This is a genomic window from Beggiatoa leptomitoformis (genome assembly GCF_001305575.3).
In the GTDB taxonomy this organism is placed as follows: Bacteria; Pseudomonadota; Gammaproteobacteria; order Beggiatoales; family Beggiatoaceae; genus Beggiatoa; species Beggiatoa leptomitoformis.
This window is the reverse complement of record NZ_CP012373.2, coordinates 3481520-3505642: the sequence shown is the minus strand read 5'-3', so window position 1 is coordinate 3505642 and position 24123 is coordinate 3481520. Positions and strand designations below refer to the sequence as shown.

The 24123-nt window shown below is 38.6% G+C and carries 17 protein-coding genes and 3 tRNA genes; 15 read left to right on the top strand and 5 right to left on the bottom strand.

The features are described 5' to 3' along the window. Positions 1-82: 82 nt before the first annotated feature. A complete protein-coding gene (gene zapE / locus AL038_RS14795; RefSeq protein WP_062154087.1) occupies positions 83-1186 on the bottom strand; it encodes a cell division protein ZapE in 1104 nt (367 codons plus the stop codon). Positions 1187-1598: 412 nt separating this feature from the next. Here zapE and AL038_RS14790 point away from each other — a divergent pair, with 412 nt between their 5' ends. Then, on the top strand, positions 1599-4733 hold the full coding sequence (locus tag AL038_RS14790) for a PAS domain-containing hybrid sensor histidine kinase/response regulator (RefSeq protein WP_062154085.1): 3135 nt from the start codon (positions 1599-1601) through the stop codon (positions 4731-4733). Between the two features lie 319 nt (positions 4734-5052). Further along, positions 5053-5301, top strand: coding sequence for a hypothetical protein (locus AL038_RS18970; RefSeq protein ID WP_414635092.1), 249 nt, complete (start codon positions 5053-5055; stop codon positions 5299-5301). Between the two features lie 491 nt (positions 5302-5792). On the opposite strand, the gene icmF is transcribed toward AL038_RS18970, so the two are convergent. Continuing rightward, entirely contained in the window at positions 5793-9068 is a 3276-nt protein-coding gene (gene icmF, locus AL038_RS14785; RefSeq protein WP_062154083.1) for a fused isobutyryl-CoA mutase/GTPase IcmF, read from the bottom strand. A 267-nt stretch (positions 9069-9335) separates the two neighbouring features. Here icmF and AL038_RS14780 point away from each other — a divergent pair, with 267 nt between their 5' ends. Then, complete coding sequence (locus tag AL038_RS14780; RefSeq protein WP_062154081.1) at positions 9336-10136, top strand: Rpn family recombination-promoting nuclease/putative transposase; 801 nt, start codon at positions 9336-9338, stop codon at positions 10134-10136. Positions 10137-10145: 9 nt separating this feature from the next. Further along, positions 10146-10286, top strand: coding sequence for a hypothetical protein (locus AL038_RS14775; RefSeq protein ID WP_161575469.1), 141 nt, complete (start codon positions 10146-10148; stop codon positions 10284-10286). A gap of 73 nt (positions 10287-10359) precedes the next feature. Here the strand turns inward: AL038_RS14775 and AL038_RS14770 are convergent, their stop codons facing one another. Beyond that, a complete protein-coding gene (locus tag AL038_RS14770) occupies positions 10360-13221 on the bottom strand; it encodes a two-partner secretion domain-containing protein (protein ID WP_062154079.1) in 2862 nt (953 codons plus the stop codon). Between the two features lie 294 nt (positions 13222-13515). Between AL038_RS14770 and AL038_RS14765 the strand changes: the two genes are divergently transcribed. Both AL038_RS14765 and AL038_RS14760 read left to right on the top strand, forming a co-directional pair. Beyond that, positions 13516-13896: a RidA family protein gene (locus tag AL038_RS14765; protein ID WP_062154077.1), complete on the top strand. Its 381-nt coding sequence runs from the start codon at positions 13516-13518 to the stop codon at positions 13894-13896. Between the two features lie 453 nt (positions 13897-14349). Next, positions 14350-14688: a PLD nuclease N-terminal domain-containing protein gene (locus AL038_RS14760; RefSeq protein WP_062154075.1), complete on the top strand. Its 339-nt coding sequence runs from the start codon at positions 14350-14352 to the stop codon at positions 14686-14688. A gap of 158 nt (positions 14689-14846) precedes the next feature. Here the strand turns inward: AL038_RS14760 and AL038_RS14755 are convergent. Continuing rightward, positions 14847-14920: transfer RNA gene (locus AL038_RS14755), tRNA-Gly, on the bottom strand. A gap of 373 nt (positions 14921-15293) precedes the next feature. Between AL038_RS14755 and AL038_RS14750 the strand changes: the two genes are divergently transcribed. The 8 genes from AL038_RS14750 (at position 15294) to AL038_RS14715 (ending at position 22643) form a co-directional block, all read left to right on the top strand. Next, positions 15294-15369, top strand: a tRNA-Ala gene (locus AL038_RS14750). A 74-nt stretch (positions 15370-15443) separates the two neighbouring features. Continuing rightward, positions 15444-15519, top strand: a tRNA-Glu gene (locus AL038_RS14745). 643 nt (positions 15520-16162) lie between these two features. Beyond that, positions 16163-16908 (top strand): IS5 family transposase gene (locus tag AL038_RS14740; RefSeq protein ID WP_201800097.1). Its coding sequence is split into 2 segments (ribosomal slippage): positions 16163-16574 and positions 16574-16908, totalling 747 coding nucleotides; the frame shifts between segments, so codons are not numbered across the junction. Positions 16909-17012: 104 nt separating this feature from the next. Continuing rightward, a protein-coding gene (locus AL038_RS14735; protein ID WP_201800096.1) for an IS5 family transposase occupies positions 17013-17761 on the top strand; the annotation gives its coding sequence in 2 pieces (ribosomal slippage) (positions 17013-17427 and positions 17427-17761; 750 coding nt in all). A 415-nt stretch (positions 17762-18176) separates the two neighbouring features. Further along, positions 18177-20297: a sensor histidine kinase gene (locus AL038_RS14730; protein ID WP_062154071.1), complete on the top strand. Its 2121-nt coding sequence runs from the start codon at positions 18177-18179 to the stop codon at positions 20295-20297. Further along, entirely contained in the window at positions 20294-20887 is a 594-nt protein-coding gene (locus AL038_RS14725) for a DNA-binding transcriptional response regulator (protein ID WP_062154069.1), read from the top strand. Before AL038_RS14730 ends, AL038_RS14725 begins: the two co-directional genes overlap by 4 nt. A 2-nt stretch (positions 20888-20889) precedes the next feature. Beyond that, on the top strand, positions 20890-21525 hold the full coding sequence (locus AL038_RS14720; RefSeq protein WP_062154067.1) for a hypothetical protein: 636 nt from the start codon (positions 20890-20892) through the stop codon (positions 21523-21525). An 86-nt stretch (positions 21526-21611) separates the two neighbouring features. Further along, entirely contained in the window at positions 21612-22643 is a 1032-nt protein-coding gene (locus tag AL038_RS14715) for a DNA cytosine methyltransferase (RefSeq protein ID WP_062154066.1), read from the top strand. A 182-nt stretch (positions 22644-22825) separates the two neighbouring features. Here AL038_RS14715 and AL038_RS14710 read toward each other — a convergent pair whose 3' ends face one another. Further along, a complete protein-coding gene (locus AL038_RS14710; protein ID WP_062154064.1) occupies positions 22826-23062 on the bottom strand; it encodes a hypothetical protein in 237 nt (78 codons plus the stop codon). A 285-nt stretch (positions 23063-23347) separates the two neighbouring features. Here AL038_RS14710 and AL038_RS14705 point away from each other — a divergent pair. Beyond that, positions 23348-24096 (top strand): IS5 family transposase gene (locus tag AL038_RS14705; RefSeq protein WP_201800096.1). Its coding sequence is split into 2 segments (ribosomal slippage): positions 23348-23762 and positions 23762-24096, totalling 750 coding nucleotides; the frame shifts between segments, so codons are not numbered across the junction. Positions 24097-24123: the final 27 nt, after the last annotated feature.

Sequence of the window (24123 nt, the reverse complement as noted above, 5' to 3'; positions counted from 1 at the left end):
ATAATATCGCAAACATCAAGGGATACGTCATCACGTACCCCCAAGCGTTATCCCAAACTATGAGAGGGATGAAATAATTAAATTATGGCAAATGCGGACGCTGTAAATAATCATGTGATTGCATTTCTAACAATCGACTAATCGTTCTTTGAAACTGAAACGCTTGTCTTTGACCTGTATATAATTTATCGACCGATGTTGCTGCGGATACAATGAGCTTGACGTTACGGTCATAAAACTCATCCACCAAGTTAATTAAGCGCAACGCATGATCATCTTTATACACATCTAATACTGGAATGTTGCTTAAAAATACCGTATTAAAACATTGTGCAATTTCAATATAATCACTGACTGCCCGTGGCACATTGCACAACACCTCAAAATCAAACCAGACAATGCCATCTGCACAACGTTTAGTCTGAATAGAACGCCCATTAATTTCTAAGGCTTGATTATTAAACCCTTCTTCTGGCGACAGTGCCATAAAGCTATTTAGCATATTGATGTCTGCTTGGGCATCTAACGGGTAATGATAAATTTCTGCTTGTTCTAATGTTCGTAGGCGGTAATCAACGCCACCATCAACATTTAAAACCTGCGTGTATTGCTTTAATAAGGCAATAGCAGGCAAAAAACGATCCCGTTGTAATCCTCCTTTATACAAAAGGTCAGGCGCAACATTTGAGGTAGAAACCAATGTAACCCCATTATCAAACAAGGCTTTTAACAAGCCTGTGAGTAACATAGCATCCGTAATGTCTGCAACATGAAATTCATCTAAGCATAAAACTTGCGTTTGTTGGGCAAGATGGCGGGCAACATGGGTTAGTGGATTTTGTAACGCTTTAAACTTTTGTAAATCTTCATGAACTTGTCGCATAAAGCGATGAAAATGAATCCGCATTTTTTCTGAAAACGGCAAACAATCATAAAAATTATCAATAAGATATGTTTTCCCCCGCCCCACGCCTCCCCAAAAATATAACCCTTTTACAGGTTCTTTTTTACGTTTACTAAGTTTAGCGCGTAGCACACTTAATAAACTATCCGTTGGGGGAGTATTTGCATGAATAAGGGCTTCATAAAGTTGTTGTGTGTGTTGAACTGCCCGTTTTTGTGCTTCATCAGACACAAAATCAGGACGCTGTAAATCACGTTGATAGCGAGCAAGTGGTGTAGGCATGGTGAATAAATGGCTATAGCTTCCCTAGCGTTAAAAGAGTAAATCATAACAAATTTTGTGTTTAAACGTCGGTTTCCCAAGTGAGGTTTTATGGTAAAGCCTATATTTACTTATCTTGCATCTTTTTTAGATAAAAAAATTTAATCAAATTAATAATCTATTTATTAACAATTAACTTGTTGTTTTTTAAAAAATAGGATTAATATAACTCAGTTACCCCGTTTCTTGTTGAAAAAACAAAGTCATTTTTAAGTTTTTGTAGGTCTAATTAAAATTTAAGCAAAGAGCTGTATATACTTTTTCATATTTAAAGTTTTTATTTAGATAGGACAATAAGTTCTGAACATATTTAAATTGAAGTAGCGTATAGCGCAGTATGAATGATGAAAGGCATTAAAAGGAGGTATCAAAGGTGAGTGAAATAGAAGGAAAATATCAAAAAATAAAGTACTTATCCCTGCGTTGGAAGTTTTCTATTCCACTTATTGCATTAGGGTTATTAGGCATAATTAGTTTTACATGGCTATTTAGTTTATTTTTTATCAATAAAATTGAAATGCAGGTATTAAAACAAACGAAGCAAACCATGCAAATTATTAGCTATGCGACTGAAAGAGTTTTTATTAATACTGAACAACTACAGGGATTTATATCGTTAATCGCAAATGACGATGATATTCAAGATGTATTGATTTTAAGTGGTGAGCCTTTACGGGTTATTGCAACCACTAATCGCCAATTTATTCATAAACCGCTTGACGCAGTATTTCATGACACATTGCTATATACCCATTTAGTCGATGCTATTAAAGATAATCGTCCTTACTATGACCAAATTAATCAGCAAGAACTACGATTTATTATGCCATTACGGTTTTATGAAGATTTTCAAAGTGCTGAGCCGATTTCATCCAATAGTGCGATGTTGTTAATCGTTAATACCAGTGATATTTATACCGTACAAAGCGAAACCCTCTGGCATATCTTCTCTTTTAGTTTGGGATTTGTGGTATTGATTGGCACGGCTATTTATTTATTACTCAATCGCTTAGTCCTACATCCTGCAAAAATAATTCGAGATGCGATTTCTAGACAAACTAATAATAATAAAATCATATTGATGCCACGATTAGCAATGGATGAAATTGGTCTGATTGCGCAAACCTTCAATACAATGCTTTTAGAACAAGAACGTAATCAAAATGAAATTCGCAAACTCGCCCTTGTTGTAGAAAGAACAAATAATGCCGTTATCATTACCGATGCACAACAACGTATTGAATGGGTTAATCAAGGCTTTACCCGCATGACGGGTTATCGATTGCATGAAGTAATCGGCAGAGTACCGGGGCATTTTTTACAAGGGGTAGAAACAGACCCAAATACTGTTCAATACATGCGTCAAAAATTGGCTGAAGGTAATGCTTTTCAAGTTGAATTAGTGAATTACAGTAAAATAGGACGACGTTATGAAGTCGCCATTGAGACCCAACCCGTTTGTGATGAGCAAGGGCGAATTGTGCAGTTTATGGCGATTGAAAGTGATATAACGGCTAGAAAAGCGGCAGAATTGGAGATTCGGCAAACCAAAGATTTTTTAAACACTATCGTGAGCCATTTACCGCTCGCACTATTTGCAAAAGAGCCTGAAAATTTACGATTTATTCTTTGGAATAAGTATTGCGAACAATTATTTGGATTAAATGAAGCCGATGTTTTAGGAAAAACGGATTATGATTTTTTTCCCGTTAAAGAAGCAAGCCTTTATCAAACCTATGATAGACAAGTATTAAATAATGGTTCTTTAGTTGATATTCCTGAGGAAATCATTCATAGCAAAACCTTGGGTGAACGGATTGCACACACTCGCAAAGTCGCGGTGCTAGGGCAAGATAAAAAAGTTGTGATGTTATTGGTGATATTAGAAGACATCACCGAGCAAAAAAACGCAGCGCAAGCCTTACAAGCCAGTGAAGAACGTTTTCGCACCTTGGTTGAAGCCAGTAGTGATTGGGTGTGGGAAACAAATACTCATTTTATTAATGTCTATTCCAGCCCTAAAGTCGCTGATTTATTAGGCTATACGCCTGAAGAAATTCAGGGACGCTCGCTTTACAGTTTTATGTCGTCTAAAGAAACTGAACAAGCCATTCAAACCATCAATCCTTATTTACAAACACAAAAGCCCTTTCGTTTTGTTCAAAATCAATGGCTACACAAAGATGGACACCTTGTTATTTTAGAAATGAACGGTGTGCCTATGTTAGATACTCAGGGTAAATATATTGGTTATCGTGGTATTGGGCGTGATGTGACGGCGCGTTATGAAATGGAAATGGCCGTTAGACAACAAGCGCAAGAATTGAGTTTGTTAAATCAGGAGCTTTTGCGCGCTTCACGTCTTAAAGATGAGTTTTTAGCCAATATGAGCCATGAATTGCGCACGCCGTTAAATTCCATTCTCGCGCTGATAGAGATTTTACAGGAACAAGTTTATGGCGTAGTTAACGCGCAACAACAAAAATACTTATCTAATATTGATACCAGCGGACGGCATTTATTAGCATTAATCAATGATATATTAGATTTATCTAAAATTGCGGCTGGTAAAATGGAGCTAGAAATTCAAAGCACGATTTTAGAGGGTGTTTGTCAAGCGAGTATGAATTTTATTCGTGAGCAAGCTTTGCGGAAAAAAATTCGTGTCACTACGCATTATGACCATAATGTTAATAAAATTGAAGCAGATGAACGCCGTTTGAAACAGATTTTAATCAATTTGCTCACTAATGCGGTTAAATTTACCCCTGAAAAAGGGGAAATCGGTTTGGAATATAAAGGCATTCCTGACAAAAAAACGCTTGAAATTCATATATGGGATACGGGTATTGGTATTGATAAAAATGAATTATCCAATTTATTTAAACCCTTTACCCAACTGAATACCACCCAACATGAGGGGACTGGACTGGGTTTAGCCCTTGTGCGTCGTCTAACAGCCTTGCATGGTGGCGATGTTCAGGTAAATAGTGAGATGGGTAAAGGTAGCCGTTTTATTATTACGCTCCCATGGCGACCTAATGATATAGATAATACTGCACCAACAACCGCGCCTACGGCTGAAACAGCAACCATAGAATTGCATAAACCAGATGATAACCCATTGATATTAATTGTTGATGATAACGATGCCAATATTCTTTCGATTTCTGACTATCTCACTTTAAAAGGTTATCGCACAACGATTGCGCATAATGGGATAGAAGCGATTGAAAGCGCGAATAAATTGCATCCAGATTTGATATTAATGGATATACAAATGCCTGTAATGAATGGGTTGGATGCTATCACACACTTGCGGGCGGATAAAACTTTTAAAACGGTTCCGATTATTGCAGTAACAGCTTTAGCCATGAGTGGAGATAGGGAGCGGTGTTTGAATGTAGGTGCAAATGAATATCTTGCTAAACCGATTGGATTACGGCATTTAGTCAGTGTTATTGAGCGATTACGTCAACAAGTATTAGATAACAGCATTATTAGTTAAATAGTAGCGGGTTAGATTCAGTATCCATCAATCCTTTTTAGCATTGATTAAAACGGCATAAAAAAAGCCTCAGTATTCAAAATACTGAGGCTTTTTTTATGGACTGAACCGCTCACATTAGCGAGTAAAGCCACAACCTAGCAACGTAGGGTGGAATAGCGCAGCGTATTCCACCATGCTCTGAAGTTTCAATCGCCTGCATTGGCGAGTAAGGCTGCAACGAACTAATGCAGTATGGTGGAGAGACTGACAAGTTTCAATCGCCTGCATTGGCGTGTAAGGCTGCAACAAACGGTAAGTGCTTAATAGATTTTTATAGATGAGTTTCAATCGCCTGCATTGGCGTATAAAGCTGCAACGTCAACACTACGCAACATCGCCATCGTTGATTATGTTTCAATCGCCTGCATTGGCGTGTAAGGCTGCAACAACTCTTGATTTTAACAGCGCGAGAAATGCACGGTCTCAACCGCCTGCATTGGCGTGTAAGGCTGCAACGGGGAGCAAATACTCATCAATTCCATTGTGGTTTCAATCGCCTGCATTGGCGTGTAAGGTTGCAACATGAATCGACGGGCGAGACACATTTGATGAAGTTTCAATCGCCTGCATTGGCGTATAAAGCTGCAACCAGAATTCGTAGCGTTATCAAGTCGCTTCTGTTTCAATCGCCTGCATTGGCGTGTAAGGCTGCAACACGTATGTCAAAGTCCACCTAGGGATTATGGTGTTTCAATCGCCTGCATTGGCGTGTAAGGCTGCAACCCCGATGGCTAAAATAATCGCATATTTTTTACCCAGTTACAAGCCAAATTTTTCACAAAAAAATCATCGAAAAAGTAGAACTCTTTTGCACGTTTCTTGCATAAAGAAATTTTATTATAAATCAAACAATTAAAAACATCTGTTTTCAAGAAAACCCCCGATTTTTCGACCCTCGAAAAGTAGAACTCTCTTCTTGATTTTAAAGGAAAATCACCTAAACAGCTTTCTTTATCCCTTAACATCTCAATCAGGATATTCCAACAATTCCCCCGAAAATCCCGATTGAGACCCTATTTACATATTTCGCCGATACTTCCCGCCCACCTCAAACAACGCATTCGTAATCTGTCCTAACGAACAACACCGCACTGCATCCACCAACACCGCAAACACATTTTCATGCTGAATCGCCGCTTGCTGTAAACGGGCTAACATTGCCACCGATGCCGACTCATGCGTCTGTTGAAATAACGCTAAACGGCTTAACTGACTCTGCTTTTCCGCCTCAGTTGAACGCGCTAATTCAACTTTTATTTCTATCTCATCCGCATGAGGATTACGGAAAGTATTCACCCCAATTAAAGGCAATGTCCCATCATGTTTCAACATCTCATAATGCAACGATTCCTCCTGAATCTTCCCGCGCTGATACCCCGTCTCCATTGCCCCCAACACACCACCCCGTTCTGCAATCCGCTCAAACTCTTTTAAAACCGCCTCCTCCACCAAATCCGTAAGCTCATCAATAATAAATGAACCCTGCGACGGATTTTCATTTTTCGCCAATCCCCATTCCCGATTAATAATCATCTGAATCGCCATTGCACGACGCACAGAATCTTCCGTTGGTGTGGTAATCGCTTCATCATACGCATTCGTATGTAAACTATTACAATTATCATAAATCGCAATCAAGGCTTGCAAGGTCGTGCGTATATCATTAAACGCCATCTCCTGCGCATGTAATGAACGTCCTGATGTTTGAATGTGATACTTCAATTTCTGACTACGCTCATTCGCACCATACTTAAAGCGCATCGCTACCGCCCAAATGCGGCGCGCTACCCGTCCCATCACAGTATATTCAGGGTCCATCCCATTAGAAAAGAAAAAAGACAAATTCGGCGCGAAATCATCAATGTGCATTCCCCGCGCTAAATAAGTTTCTACATAAGTAAAACCATTCGCCAAGGTAAAAGCAAGCTGTGAAATTGGATTCGCGCCCGCCTCAGCAATGTGATAACCCGAAATAGAAACCGAGTAAAAATTACGCACGCCATGATGTACAAAATATTCCTGAATATCACCCATCATTTTCAGGCTAAATTCTGTAGAAAAAATACACGTATTTTGCCCTTGGTCCTCTTTAAGAATATCCGCCTGCACCGTACCGCGCATATTTTCCAACACCCACGCTTTAATTTTATCAATCTCCTCATCACTGGGCAGACGATGATTTTCCTTCTCAAAACGCGCAATCTGCTGGTCAAACGCCGTATTTAAAAACATCGCTAAAATTGTCGGTGCAGGGCCATTAATCGTCATCGACACTGATGTATTGGGACAACACAAATCAAAACCACTATACAACACCTTCATATCTTCAAGCGTTGCGATAGAGACACCAGAATTACCCACTTTACCATAAATATCAGGGCGTTCAGCAGGGTCAAACCCATACAACGTAACAGAATCAAAAGCAGTAGAAAGCCGTTTAGCAGGAGAATCTTTAGATAAATAATGAAAGCGTTTATTCGTGCGGAACGCATCGCCCTCGCCCGCAAACATACGAGTAGGGTCTTCATTTTCACGTTTAAACGCAAAGACACCCGCCGTATAAGGAAAACTACCGGGTAAATTTTCTTTTAACAACCATTTCAATAACTCACCATGGTCCTCATACGGCGGTAAACACACTTTAGGAATACGCGAGCCTGATAACGAAGTATGCGTTAAACGAGTGCGAATTTCCTTGTCGCGGATTTTTACTACATACTCATCCCCTGCATAACTGTCTTTAACCGAATGCCAAATATCTAACAATTTTCGCGCTCTAACATCAAGTTGCTGCTCTTTTTTCTGAATTAACTCATCCAACGCAAAAACCGACTGCCCAATTTTCGCTAACATCGCCTGCGAGGCTTGTAACTGCTGATGCTCGCGGGCAATCTGTGCTTGTTGCTTAATCGTTTTATGATAATCGCGCACCGCATCCGCAATTTCAGCTAAATAACGTTGACGAGCGGGCGGAATAATCATCGTTGTATCAGAAGATTCTTTCACACTAACACGCGGTAATTTCCCCCCAGATTGCCACGCAGCCAATGACTTCTCACCGAACACATCGAGCAAGCCCTGATATAACGCACTAATTCCATCGTCATTAAAGCGCGCGGCGATAGTCCCATAAACAGGCATCTCGTCGACGCTTTGCGTAAAGGCTTGGCGATTACGTTGCACCTGTTTACGCACATCACGCACCGCATCTTTCGCACCTTTACGGTCAAATTTATTAATCGCAACAATGTCAGCAAAATCGAGCATATCAATTTTTTCTAACTGACTAGCCGCGCCGAATTCAGGTGTCATCACATACATAGACACATCAACATGTGGAACAATCGCCGCGTCACCTTGTCCAATACCAGAGGTTTCAACGATGATTAAATCAAAACCCGCCAATTTAGTCAGCGCGATAATATCCGCTAAATTATCAGGAATTTCATTACCCGCACTACTCCGTGTTGCCAAAGAACGCATATAAATCTGTGGGGAATCTATCGCATTCATACGAATGCGGTCACCAAGCAACGCGCCGCCACTTTTGCGCCGTGAAGGGTCAACCGCGATAATCGCAATTTTTAACTGGTCGCTATGGTCTAAACGAAAACGGCGAATTAACTCATCTGTTAGCGAAGATTTTCCCGCACCGCCTGTGCCTGTAATCCCCAAAACGGGCGGTTTATGGGTTAATTTGCCAACTTTATCGCGGAGTTGTTGATAAGCAGTATCTGATAATTGATTATTTTCTAAGGCAGTGATTAATCGAGATAAAGCCAACCAATCGCCTTGTTCAACAGCGTCTAACTTGGGCAATGGATGCGTTGCCAATGCAATATCGCACCGCGCAAGCATGTCGTTAATCATGCCTTGCAAGCCCATTTTTTGCCCATCTTCTGGCGAATAAAGGCGAACAACCCCATAATCTTGTAATTCTTGAACTTCTGCGGGAACAATCACGCCCCCACCCCCGCCAAATACTTGAATATGCGCACAACCACGTGCTTTTAGCAGGTCTATCATGTATTTAAAATATTCGACATGTCCGCCTTGATAAGAACTAATCGCAATCCCTTGTACATCTTCTTGAATCGCCGCGTTGACAATTTCATCAACAGCACGATTGTGTCCTAAATGAATAACTTCCGCGCCAGAGGCTTGCAGAATACGGCGCATAATATTGATAGCTGCATCATGTCCGTCAAATAAACTGGCGGCGGTAACAAAACGGATTTTGTGCGTTGCCTGATAAACAGCGGGGATGTGGGCAATATGTTTAGCTTTCGTCATGAAAGACGCTCCTTTGTGATGGTTACTTCATTGTTTTTATATAAATCCTTTAGTCTGTCGAATTCTACTAGCGTTTACGTCAACGTCAAATCAAATTTATTTTTTTGTCTGAATGAAAATGTTCAGAATTATTGGCTTCTATTATCATCATTTTGGTTTGAACTTTATAAATTTTTAAAAAAAGATAATAAAATAAGGGCTAAACTTGCTTGCTAAATACCTAGCGCAACGCTGCTAAAGCAATCAATAAGGATATAAATAAACGTTATGCACTACGACATCACCCTAAAAGACTTATTTCAACAATTGCCAAAACAACTTTTTCAAACTTTATGGGGTGCATTACCTGTAGAATTATTAAACCTAGAGTTTTCTCAAACAAAACAACGTCGCCCTGATATTATTGCAAAATTAGCTAATGGACAAATCCACCATTTAGAATTACAAAGTGATAATGATGCAGACATGCAATGGCGTGAATTGGAATATTACAGCTTGATATATCAGGCTTATCAAATAGAACCGATACAACAAGTATTATATGTCGGCAACAAACCCAGCCGTTTTACCACCACTATCCAACATAAACAGCTAAACTTTTCTTATCAATTAATTGATATTCGCGAGTTAGATTGTCTTAGCTTATTAGAAAGTGAAGAAATCAGCGATAATATCTTAAGTTTACTAGGTCGTTTACCAGACCGTCGTGAAGCGGTTAGACGGGTTTTAAACAAAATTGCGGCGCTAACAGAAAATCATCGAAATGATGTCATAACACGTCTAGCCATTTTATCGGGACTTAGACCATTAGAACTACCCAATTTACTAAAAGAAGAGGTTCGTACCATGAGTATTCGCGTTAATTTAATGGAAAATCCCTTGTTTAGAGAAGGCTACGAAAAGCGTTTTGAAGAGGGCATACAGCTAGGCGAGCAACGGGGCGAGCAACGGGGTATCAATAAAACAACCCAACAGATTGCTCGGCAAATGCTAGCAGAAGGCTTACCCATTGCGTTAATTACCAAAGTGACCCAATTAACGGCGGAAGAGATTCAGCGGTTGCATTAATTTTTCGGCATGAACATAAAGCAATACGGATACCACCACATCAACGGTGTTATCCATCTGGGTATCAGTAAAACAACCCAACATATTGCTCGGCAAATGCTGGCAGAAGGGCTACCCATCGCGTTAATGTTTGGGTATAAACAAAAGTAACATTATTGCTGTTTATCCCCTCTACATTCTAACAATGCTAATTTAAACGCCTATTTTTTCACAAAAATGTGATTCACGCCGTTTTTTTCCCACATCGTACTTGAACAAATAATTGTCCGTTTATGTCTGGCAACGCAGTTGTTGGATTGGGTTGCGTTGACTTTTTAGGCAAATAACCCGTTGTTCTTAATTCTTCAGGGTGTTTACCGATACGTTGCAAATTGCGAACAATAAAGCGACTTTCAAGTTGTTCATTTAAATCATAACATTTGGCTTGTAAATGCGCGGTTGCATTTAAAAAATTGCTGGGTAAACTGATGACATTGCCACTAATATCAACAATGGGTGAGGTGATAACAATTTGTCCAGCAATGCCTTTTTGTGAACTTGCATCAATTAGACTATCCGCATCGGCTGAGGCTAAAAATTGTTCAGTAGCAATCGTAATATTTCCACCATTACCTTCCGTCGCTTGTGCCACAATTTGTCCATGATTGACAACGACAAATTGAGGAGACTGAACACTAATATTTCCACCGTTACCCGTACCGCCGCTCACACTGGTGGTGATGTTGCCCGCATCGCGGAGGTAAAGTTGATTGGGGAGTGTTACCCAAATATTGCCACCGTCTGCATTTTGGGTGGAGGTGTTGATACTTCCGCCGTTTTTGAGTGTGAGTATCTGCGTTGTCATGTAAATTTCACCCGCTTGCCCTGCATTTTCTTGCGCACTTTCGGAACTTGCATAAATGCCCGCTCTCATCGCGTCACTATTTGAGTCTTTATCTTTACTTATTTCTATTGCGTTTGCGTTGATTTCTATCCGATTGCCTATCCCAGAACCACGCGTTGCACTGGTAATAAGAGCATCTTGTATGATGAGCTTATCTGTATTGATTTTAATCCGCCCCGCTTGTCCTGCATTGTCTAATTCTGTATTAGCCGTACTGGTTTGAATAACGGTAGGATAAGCAAATTTTTCTTTTAACTCACCACCTTGAACGTTTAAAGTGTCTTGAATATTGAGGGAAATCATACCACCATCCCCCTTGTCTTCTGTTGGGCTAGAAATATTCGCCCCGTTGGTCATGGATAGATTATCCGCATTAATATCAACCATGCCCGCATTTCCCGCGCCTAAGGTAATTGTAGTAATAAACCCATTATTCATATCAATATTTTGAGCTTGAATGATAATAGAACCCGCATTGCCACGACTTTCTGAAGCTGCAAGAATACCGCTTGTAGTAATAGGTTGTTTTGTTGGGATATTTGATGAAGTATCTGTATTTTCTGTCGTGCTAACCACGCCAATTCTGCCTGTTTTGTTGGCGACAGTATCAAGTAAATCATGCGTCGTTATAATGGGATTAACGGTATTGCCATTGCCAATAGTCAGATTGCCATTCAGTGATAAGTTAATCACCCCGCCAGTGCCATTCCCTGCGGTGCTGCTACTAATCAGTCCACCATCAACTAAACGTAAGTTGTTTGCTTCAATAGAGATGATGCCCGCATCGCCAGCCGTTGCAGAGGGGTCTAAGGCATTGACAAAAATACCGCTGTAAGGACTATCGTTAGTATCCTGTTGTGTACTACCCAGAATATTAATATTCCCTGCACGGATAAAAATTCCGCCTGCATTGCCACTGCCAGAAGAGGAGCTTTCCAGTTTCCCTCCATCATGCAAGGTTAATTCGGGTGTTTCGATGTAAATAAGTCCTGCTTGTCCTGCATCATCCGCAGTGCTTAAGGTATTAGCACTGATTTGACTGGTTAATAATAAATTTGTATTAATCGCATCAGTTCTTGTACCACCAATATCGACACGTTCATTTGCTAAAACGTAAATATCTCCACCGTTACCACTACCATTTGTGAACGTAGCGATAAAACCATCCTCTAACTTAAGGGAATTAATTTGCATAAAAATATCCCCACTATCTTCATTATTAATAATATTTGCATTAACTTGATAGGTATCTGTTCCATCAATGGAAACACTCAAAACCCCACCACTGATTAATGCACTGTTTTTAACATAAAAATCACCTGCATAAATATAAATATCTCCTGATTTTTGGGTAATCGCATTAATATTAAGCAAGTTATCTTGTATTTGTCCGCCAGAAACAATGAGGTAACTATTATTTAAAGCAATATTGCCTTGTTTGGTCGCTACAATAGCAACATTGTCTTTTTGCGTATTTTCCAAATTAAATGCAATCTTGCCTTGACTGGCTAAACTGACTAAAGCGATTTCTTGTGAAACTGCCCATAATGAACTGTTATCAATAGTAATATCGCCACCTGTTAAGGAAATATCATTATCAACACTCACTAAAGTAGCTCCTTTTAAGCTAATCGGGGCAGGCGTATCCGTTAAAAAACCGTAAGCACTAGGGGGCGCGCTACTCAGTAGGCTTTGCTCTGGATAACGGGCATTAAATTCACCTTCATTATTGCCCAGTAATAAAGTATCTGCGGTAGAAACATGAAAAGCACTAAATAATCCAATTTGCGCATGTTCCCCAAAAATCACCCCTGCAGGATTGATAAAAAACAAATTTCCTCCTTGAAGGTCAGATATGATTGAACCATCAATAAAAGAGGCTGTTCCCCCTGTAACACGGTTGATAATATTTTGTACATTGCTACTGTTTGAAGTAAGCGCGAAATTAGCAATCTCGCCAGCATACAAGTTAAACTCTTTAAAACTATAAAATAAATTTGTACCATATTGCACACCCAAATCAGGGCTAATGATAAAAGCGCGCTGCTCTCCTACAGCGGGTAAGGTAAGAGAAGATTCTTCTAAACGTGTTGTTTCAGTCACAGCACCAATACTGCCATCTAATACAATATCCGCATGTACACAAGAAACCGTTATTAACATTCCACCAATAAATAGATAACGAAAATAAGTTGTTGTCATTTTTTTCCCCAACAAAATAACAAAATGTTACATGGTGATTTAGCCCGAATGACTAAAATGCGAAATAGCCATTATTATCATGTTACTAGATATTTTTATTTATTTTTCTGCCCGTACAAAAAACAGGACAAATTTAATTCGCTTTTTACGCTAAAAACACTGAAAATACAGATAAATACCGATTCAGGCAATCTTTTAAATCTAAATATAGGTATATTATGCGGGCATTGTGCCTGACAAGGCGTTTTAAACAAGCAAGATAAACGCAATAATTAACAGCTATTTGAGGATATTATGCAACATCAATTAATTTCTAGTGGTTCTCCTTGGGAAGCAACTATCGGTTATTCTCGTGCAGTACGGGTGGGAAATGTGGTTGAAGTAAGCGGCACAGTTGCCGCTGGAGATAACGGCGTTGTTGGAAAAGATGATCCTTATCAACAAGCCCAATTTATCCTACAAAAGATTGAAAAGGCGTTAAAAGATGCAGGTGCATCACTAGAAAACGTCGTTCGTACAAGAATTTACGTCACAAATATTAGCCAGTGGCAAGCGGTGGGTAAAGCACATGGTGAGGTTTTTAGTGCCATTCGTCCTGCAACAACCGTTTTAGAAGTCTCTAAACTCGTGAATGATGATTATTTAGTTGAAATTGAAGCAACTGCAGTTATATAACGGGTTGACTTAACTCGTTTAGTAAAATTCTCTTAGAGGTTACGCGCTGTCGAGATAGAAAAAACAGATATATCAATCAGGTAATAATTAGTCATTCTGAAGATAAATATTCAGTTACCTATCGACTACAAATCCCCGCGATACCTCTAAGTGTTCAGACAAAATTCTGTACAAAATCCCTTAAAAGCGATAAAACTCGGTACATCTGAAAATACTATCACGCGAGTGATTTAGAATAAAAACACTTAATCTATTGAACAATAAAATAAAATATGCAATCATAAACTTTTACTGTATGCAAACATTGTTTTAAAAGACAATTTGAAAATTTATAGCTAACAAAAAACATCCCTATGAGCGATGAACTAACAGAAAAACCCATTACATCAGATTGATAATGCAAATTTTTCTCACTATTAGCGCTTGTTTCAAGAAAATTTTTTAAGGTGACTTATGATAACAAGTTATATTATTATTAATATTTTGTTTCTACTGCCATTTATTTTACTACTTGGCTTAACAATCTTTGCAATTTTTCATGCTTTTCTAAAGAAATCCTATATCTGGTTACTGTGCATCATTTTCTTTCCCGGCATTGGTGCGTTTTTATACTTGTTACCTATGTTCATGCGAAAAAAAATAGAACGTGAGTATAAAGAAAAACAAATAATTGAAAAACCTGTGGTGGGCGTAGTTGTTCGTGAACAGCCTATGTTGGAATCCCCCAAGCCAAAAATAACAACTTCTCAAGACGTATTAACCCGCTTACAAAAACAACGCGCTAATAGTTAAGATTGCCAAAAAAGGGAGCAGGGTTAATGCGTAATACAGGGGAATATTTCTCAAAAAAGATAAAATTGAGTGCGCGGGAAAAACGGCAATTGTTCCACTGGGAACGCTGATGAATTGCTAGAGTAACTGCAACCACGTCAGAATAGTGATTGAAAACATGGAGCGGGTGATGGGAATCGAACCCACGCTATCAGCTTGGGAAGCTGAAGTTCTACCATTGAACTACACCCGCATAACAACTTAATGAAGAGCTGTTTATGATAGCGGTATTTAAATCTTGCATCAACTTTTATTGCAATATTCCATCTTTTTATTACCTAGAAAATAGTTTGGTCACTGCTTGCAGTGGCAAGGCAACTGCTAACAAGCTTGTAAAGTGTAAAATGGCCGCTTATTACCCACTCGCCAAAGTTTTACAATGTTGTCAAATTCTGACGAAGTAGAATCCAAGATTTAAAATAAACTAAATACCTAATATTTAAATGGTTAGAACAGATATCAGCAAGTGTAAGACGCATTAGATTTCTAAGCAGCAGGAAAAATTACTACTGCAATGCTTGACAGACTATAAGAATCCTTCTATCATTTGCGCTTTCCAGATTAATGGGGCTATAGCTCAGCTGGGAGAGCGCTACAATGGCATTGTAGAGGTCGACGGTTCGATCCCGTCTAGCTCCACCAAGATTGAAAAAAGTGGTTTGCAAGATTGTTTATTTAGTAGTAGAATGACCACTTCTTAAAGTTAGTTCAATTACGTCCCTATCGTCTAGAGGCCTAGGACATCGCCCTTTCACGGCGGTAACGGGGGTTCGAACCCCCCTAGGGACGCCATCAGTTTATAATCCTTTTGTATTAGAAAGGGATTCTAGCTTAAAAAACTCTAATTGTTTCAATTTTCGTTAGAAGTACCAGTTTGAATCAAGCGTTGATACATGGATTCTATGTTATCTTTTCCGAACTGAATGCTCGCATCCAATGAGTTATTTTTAGCCCGTGCCAATTCACTAACTCATTGTCATGTGATATACCCATGGTTGCTACAGATGATGGCTCCAATGTGATTTTCTATCTGTCTTGGAGAAATATAAGGTTTTCCTCCTAAACGATTGACACTCTGTAGTGCTCAATATGATTGGTCAATCTCGTCTCCTTCCCAGCCGCCTTATACCATTTACAGGAGAGAGCTTTCTCGTAGGCTTTCCAGAAGTCCGCGCTATACACCGCTGGGAGCGAGTCCCATAGTGCTTGCGCTCCCTCAGCATCAGGCAATCCCAACAACCTCTTGTGGGTCTCTATCCGATACTCACTAACCATATCCAAACTTTCTGTTAACGCTACCCAACGAATGACCACATCTCATCGCATTCTAAGCGCAACTGTCTTTTTATTTAACCACCTGTTCTAGGGCGTGTCATCAAATAGTAAAAAATGTTATATTATAAGTATATACCCAGATATCGCCAAGGATAAAACAATGAGTCGTCGCTATGCCTTAACCGATGAACAATGGTCAAAACTAGAACCACTACTCCCTGGACGCAAAGGACATGTTGGGATGACAGCTAAAGATAACCGCTTGTTTATTGATGCTGTTTTATTCCGTTATCGCAGTGGCATTCCTTGGCGCGACCTCCCCGAACGTTTTGGTGATTTCCGTGTCGTCCATACCCGCTTCAGTCGTTGGTCTAAAAAAGGTGTCTGGGAACGTGTTTTCAAGATACTAAGTGCCGATGCCGATAATGAATATGCCATGATAGACAGCACAATAGTTAGAGCGCATCAACATAGTAGTGGTGGCGCAGATGAAGCCATTGGACGTAGCGCAGGGGGTTTAAGTACCAAGATTAACTCCGTTGTTGACGCACTGGGCAATCCGACCCTTTTTTTTTGACTGCGGGACAGGCAAGCGACCTTGAAGGGGCTGATGCTCTTATTCCTCAGATAAAGGCAAACGCTTTATTGGCTGATAAGGCTTATGATGCTGATGAACGGGTTAGAGATGTTTTAAAACAGAAAAGCATAGAACCTGTGATTCCGTTCAGGAAAAATCGTTTAAATCCACCTGATTATGATAAAGTCCTTTATAAGGCACGTTATTTAATCGAGCATTTCTTCGGTAAATTAAAGCAATACCGTGCAATAGCTACACGATATGATAAACGCGCTAGGAATTTCTTAAGTGGGGTTTATTTGGCTTCTACCTTGATTTTTTTGGCTTGAACCTTTAATCCTTATTATTTGATGACAGGCTCTAGAGCGTGTCATCAAATAGTAAAAAGTGTTATATTATAGGTATATACCCAGATATCGCCAAGGATAAAACAATGAGTCGTCGCTATGCCTTAACCGATGAACAATGGTCAAAACTAGAACCGCTACTCCCTGGGCGTAAAGGACATGTCGGGATGACGGCTAAAGATAACCGCTTGTTTATTGATGCTGTTCTATTCCGTTATCGCAGTGGCATTCCTTGGCGCGACCTTCCCGAACGCTTTGGTGATTTCCGTGTTGTCCATACCCGCTTCAGTCGTTGGTCTCAGAAAGGTGTCTGGGAACGTGTTTTCAAGATACTAAGTGCCGATGCTGATAACGAATATGCCATGATAGACAGCACTATAGTTAGAGCGCATCAACATAGTAGTGGTGGTGGCGCGGATGAAGCCATTGGACGTAGCGCAGGGGGTTTAAGTACCAAGATTAACTCCGTTGTTGACGCACTGGGCAATCCGACCCTTTTTTTTTGACTGCGGGACAGGCAAGCGACCTTGAAGGGGCTGATGCTCTTATTCCTCAGATAAAGGCAAACGCTTTATTGGCTGATAAGGCTTATGATGCTGATGAACGGGTTAGAGATGTTTTAAAACAGAAAAGCATAGAACCTGTGATTCCGTTCAGGAAAAATCGTTTAAATCCACCTGATTATGATAAAGCTCTTTATAAGGCACGTTATTTAATCGAGCATTTCTTTGGTAAATTAAAGCAATATCGTGCAATAGCTACACGATATGATAAACGCGCTAGGAATTTCTTAAGTGGGGTTTATTTGGCTTCTACCTTGATTCTTTTAGCTTGAACCTTTAACCCTTCTTATTTGATGACAGGCTCTAATCTTTGTTGTGCAGACAAACCATTAACATAATGTTGTAGTCATGTGCCTGAGATTCCCGTAACACGGGCTGTTACTCCCAGGAAGATACCCTCAAGTCTCTTGACCTATGTATTTCTTGGTGAGCTGTTAATCATCGTTCGCATTCCTTACATTTATAGTTTTGTGTCCTGTACGGGTTTTTCCGTGCTTCACGATGTGTGTCGCTTTGTAGCTAGGATAATTCAGCCTATTGGAGACTCTTCTATTTATTCAGTTTTCTTAATTTTAATACCATTGCTTTTTTTGCACTATGCAGATATTTTTGGCATGCTTTCACAAAAAATTTCAGATAGAATAGCAGATTATAACTGATGGCTAGAATAATAGAGATGAAGAAATAATGGAAAAGAAAGAACTGCATTGGAAATTTGATATAAGCACGTTTCGTCTATTAGGACGAGAATTAATTACAGATAGAATTACAGCAATTGTAGAGCTAGTGAAGAATGCTTACGATGCTAATGCAACTATTGTACATGTTAGGTTCTTTAATACTGCAAAAGAAGGCGGAAAAATTATTATTGAAGATGATGGTATTGGCATGTCTCAGGATGATATTGAAAATAAATGGATGCGAATTGGTACTAATACTAAGAGAGTATGCAAATTTTCGCCTGAGCCATTTAGAAGAAGAGTTGTTGGCGAAAAAGGGATAGGTCGCTTTGCTATTGATAAATTAGGCTCATTTTGCACAATTAAGACAAAAAAAGAAAATACTTATCTTTCTAATCAATTAATTATTGATTGGTCTGTCTATGAATCCCAATCAGAAAATTATGCAGAAATGAGTTTTACTGAAATGGGGAATTTGTTAATTCAACAAGAGGAAAATACTGATTGGCATGGTACAACTATTTCTATTGAGAAAGTATCTGATAGCTGGTCTCGCTATGATATTGAGCGAACCTACAAGGAACTATCAAAATTAGTATCACCGCTAAGTTTGATTAATAACCAACATAATTCATTTAATATTTATATATCATCAAATGATATTAATGATTATCAAGAAAAAGCTGTCTTTAATCATGCAATTAGCTATGCTTCTCAAGGCTTTAAAATTACATCTAATAAAAAAACTCAAGAGGTTCTTAAGTTTAATAAAGATAATATGACGTTGGATATTGTAGAAGAAGATATTCATTCTTTTGGTTCAATTACTTTCCAATTCTTTTATTTTACTCGATATGAAAAGTCTTCTTTTACAAAAAACTATAAAGGAGAAGAATTACAAATTGATGGGATAAAAGTTTACCGTGATGGAATACTAACAACGCCATTCATGGAATATCAGGAAAATCCAGACCTCCAAAGAGACATATTAGGCATAGAGCAGCGGAGATGGTCTGGTGCTTTTGATAAGGTTAGTTCTCGTGATTTGATAGGTATTGTTGAAATCAGTAGAGACGATAATCCTAAAATTATTGATGCGACGAATAGACAAGATTTTTTAGATAATCAAGAGTATAGAGATTTTAAAAAATTTGTTATTGCCCAACTTCATGAGTTTGAAAAACTTCTCACAGCACAAAAACAATCGGAAAAGAAACAAGTCGAGCAAAGCCTGCAAGATGCTACAAAACAGATTGGACAACTAACACAAGATTTAGGCACGTTAAGAAAAACAAACAATGACCCAAATAAAATCAAGCAAATTCAAGCGTTAGAAAAAATAGCTCAAGATGCTAAAGATGCCTTGAAAAAAAGCATCCGTGTTCAAAAAGCCTTTGAAGAAAGCACAAAAAAAAGAGAAACGTTACTGTTAAGTTTAATGTCTTTACAAACGTATGCACTCGAAATTATACATATTGTAAATACTTCAATTGGTAAGATTAAACAGCGAGCAGAATATCTTGTTCGTAATATTAGTGAGCAACAGAAAAAAGACGATGAATACGTTTTTACCTATAGCCAAGATATTTGTTATGAAATGGAGAGAATAGCTAAAGCAATTAAAGCAATGGACACTTATGCAAACTCAGGGAATAATTGGGGAGAATTTGAAGTTAAAAAATGCATTGAAGGCATATTCGCCTCTCGTAAAATAATTATTGATCAAACGGACATACAAATAGAGTTAGATATAGAACCCAAAATCAACCTAACTTATAGTGAAGCCCTGCTGGAAACAATTATTCTCAATTTATTCACTAACTCCAGTAAAGCACTAGTAGATACAGAGAGAAAAAAAATAAAATGTATTGGGTATAACCAAGATAACAATTTCGTTATCATTTTTTCAGACAATGGTTGTGGCATACCTGATGAAAATAAAACCAGTATATTCGAGATCTATTTTACAACTACCCGTGCTCAAGAAGGATTAGGATTGGGATTATATGTTATTAAAACCTATATGGATGCTATAAAAGGCTCTATTGAATTAATTGATAGCGAATATACACCGGGAGCCTCTTTTAAATTAACCTTTCCATATCAACCTAAAGTAGCTAAAAAATGAAACCTCAAATAGTCATTATAGATGATAATACTGAGTTCAATGAACCATTCCTTGTTCAGTCTAGGAAAACATATGGTTCGGATAATGTATTTTTATATAAAAAATCTAAAGATGGGCTAGACCATATTATCAAGAATATGGATAAGGCTATGGTGGTTGTGTTGGATATTAAGTTTTCAACTGGAGAAGAGAATGGGCATCAAATCCTTGAACATGTCCGACAACAAACACAATTAATTCCCGTTATTATTTGGAGTGCATATGGTAATAGTCCAAAAGAAGATTTTACTGATTTTGTGAATAACCATGCATTTTCTATTATTAACAAAAGTGATGGGTTGAAGATTTTTGACGAGATTCAGAAAGCTGTTTCCTTTCTGAATCTTAGAGTTGATGTTGTGCTTGAGCAATGGTTATCTGCGAAAAACGATAGAAGTGAATTAATACTCGCTACAAAGTCTGGAAAAACTTACAGTGCGAATGACCTACTCAAGGAAATTAGATTACAGACAGAACAAGGGATAAAACTACAAAATAACATAATTTATTTGGCAATAGACTTACTTTTCCAAGGAGAACGGAATATCTGATCATGATAGAACATGCCATTATAATTTCTTGTGATGATGATATTGCGCTTGGTTCATATTTTCAAGAATGTGCTAATTTCGCACGAATTATCTTTCAAACACAAGAACAAATTAGCTTAACAGAAATAAAAGGTAGTAATTGCCACAGAGTGTATGTTGATTTAAAGATGCCAGAAGAGTGTATGATACTTACAATCTTTTCGCATGGTACAGCAAGGGCTTTTGTGTGTGAAAATCAGCCTTTTATAGATGAAGATACCAAACATATTAACAATAAAGTGGTATATACCAATGCTTGCCTTGTTGGTCAAGATTTTGGCAATACTTTATCCACATTAAATGGCGTATTCATTGGGTACAAGGCTGAAACAGAGGTTTTCTTAACTGCAGAACCAATTGATAAGCGACAATTCATTGAGTGTGATACTTATGCAATCATATATTTGTTCGAACGTAGAATTTCGCTAAGAGAATTAGAAAGTAAAATGGTAGATAAATTTAATATAGCTATCAAGAAGCTAAAAGCTAAGCATACAGCAGATACTAATGTTATGGCTTCCATGTTAACAGTAGCCCGCGATAATTTTGTTGTTCTTGGAAATTTAGATATTTCATTGGTAGAACAAGTTAATCATTAATTTCCTATAACTATATATTTTTCAGAAAATTCTACGATACTACTTTGTAGTATTTTCTATATTTCAGCTTGTGATAATAAAAAGTTATGAAAATTTCAGCCGTTGATTTATTTTGTGGAGCAGGTGGATTAACACATGGGTTTTTGTTGGAAAAAATTCCAGTACATGCTGGTGTGGATATAGACCCTACTTGTCAATTTCCTTATGAAACAAATAATCATGCCAAATTTATTAACGCTGATATTGCTAATATAAGTAGTAGCGAAATAGATGCGTTTTACCCACCTGATACAGATATAAAGATATTAGCAGGTTGTGCCCCCTGTCAGCCTTTTTCTGCTCACCGATATAAAGAACAAAATAAGCAAGATGACCCTAGATGGGGACTGTTGCGTTCTTTCGCACGCATCGCTAAAGATATCCGTCCTAACCTTATTACAATGGAAAATGTCCCAAATTTAGAACACCATGAAATATATAATTATTTCGTGGAGCAACTACAAGAATCAGGATATCATGTTACCTGTTATAAGGTGTATTGCCCTCAATATGGTGTTCCTCAAACACGGCGGAGGCTCGTCATGTTTGGTTCTTTATATGGTGAAGTAAAATTGCCAAACCCACTTCCTTCAGAAAAGTATCCTACTGTTCGGCAAGCTATTGCTCATCTTGAACCGATTGTTGCGGGTGGCGCTTCGGCATGTGATGCTGTTCACAGAGCGAGCAATCTAACGGATATTAATTTGCGTCGTATTAAAGCCTCTAAACCTGGAGGAACGTGGCGCGATTGGAGTGACGATTTGATGCTTGAGTGCCACAAACGACCTTCTGGAAGGGGATATTTGCATGTATATGGACGAATGGAATGGGACAAGCCAGCACCAACAATTACAACACAATGTAATCGTTTAGGGGATGGACGATTTGGTCATCCTTCCCAAGATCGAGCAATATCTCTACGAGAAGCCGCTTTATTACAAACATTCCCAGAAAATTATAAATTCATCAGTGATGATAGAATGGTCAGTGTTAATAATATTGCAAGATTAATAGGAAATGCGGTTCCTGTAAATTTAGGTAGAGCAATTGCACGTGGATTATTAGCACATATTAAATAGGTTCTGGATGCATACCTGATTCTGCGCAAGCAAAGTCACCGCACAAGAAACAACTTATATTGTTAATGGAATGACAAAAGGATGGATGAAAAATAACAGTTGAAAATCAACTGATGATATTTGGAAAGATAACCCAGAGTTACCAATCTCAAAAATTAATATCGGCTCAGTAATAACATGCGCTAGTTAGTATTTACCCCAGACATACTACAAAACAGTTTGTAATCGCTTGTACCAAAAAGTGATTCTGGCTTGAAAAAAACTGTGATTGTTTCGTTTTCAATTTCAATTCCTGTCAGAAACATCAATAAGACCGTTCTTGCTTTTGCGGGATTTTCGTCTTTTATTTGTTCAATTAATGACTGGCTGATATAACCAACATCCATTTCTCTGAGCGTAATGGCTGATGGCTTTGTCATGTCTAACGTTTCTATTTGTTGCAATAGATTTTTAACTTCGGTCTCTGTTTGAATTAAGCGTTGATATAGAATTTCTATCCCAACTACTTAGCCAACATCTTTACCTTCGTGACCTTGTTCAAAGACGATAATCGTCTCCGCAAGGAGAAACCAGTTATATTTTCCATGCGGTCAGGAGGGGCGGTTGTAACTGATAATTCTCTTTTACATGTTTAGAGCGTGTCATCAAATAGTAAAAAGTGTTATATTATAGGTATATACCCAGATATCGCCAAGGATAAAACAATGAGTCGTCGCTATGCCTTAACCGATGAACAATGGTCAAAACTAGAACCGCTACTCCCTGGGCGTAAAGGACATGTCGGGATGACGGCTAAAGATAACCGCTTGTTTATTGATGCTGTTCTATTCCGTTATCGCAGTGGCATTCCTTGGCGCGACCTTCCCGAACGCTTTGGTGATTTCCGTGTTGTCCATACCCGCTTCAGTCGTTGGTCTCAGAAAGGTGTCTGGGAACGTGTTTTCAAGATACTAAGTGCCGATGCTGATAACGAATATGCCATGATAGACAGCACTATAGTTAGAGCGCATCAACATAGTAGTGGTGGTGGCGCGGATGAAGCCATTGGACGTAGCGCAGGGGGTTTAAGTACCAAGATTAACTCCGTTGTTGACGCACTGGGCAATCCGACCCTTTTTTTTTGACTGCGGGACAGGCAAGCGACCTTGAAGGGGCTGATGCTCTTATTCCTCAGATAAAGGCAAACGCTTTATTGGCTGATAAGGCTTATGATGCTGATGAACGGGTTAGAGATGTTTTAAAACAGAAAAGCATAGAACCTGTGATTCCGTTCAGGAAAAATCGTTTAAATCCACCTGATTATGATAAAGCTCTTTATAAGGCACGTTATTTAATCGAGCATTTCTTTGGTAAATTAAAGCAATATCGTGCAATAGCTACACGATATGATAAACGCGCTAGGAATTTCTTAAGTGGGGTTTATTTGGCTTCTACCTTGATTCTTTTAGCTTGAACCTTTAACCCTTCTTATTTGATGACA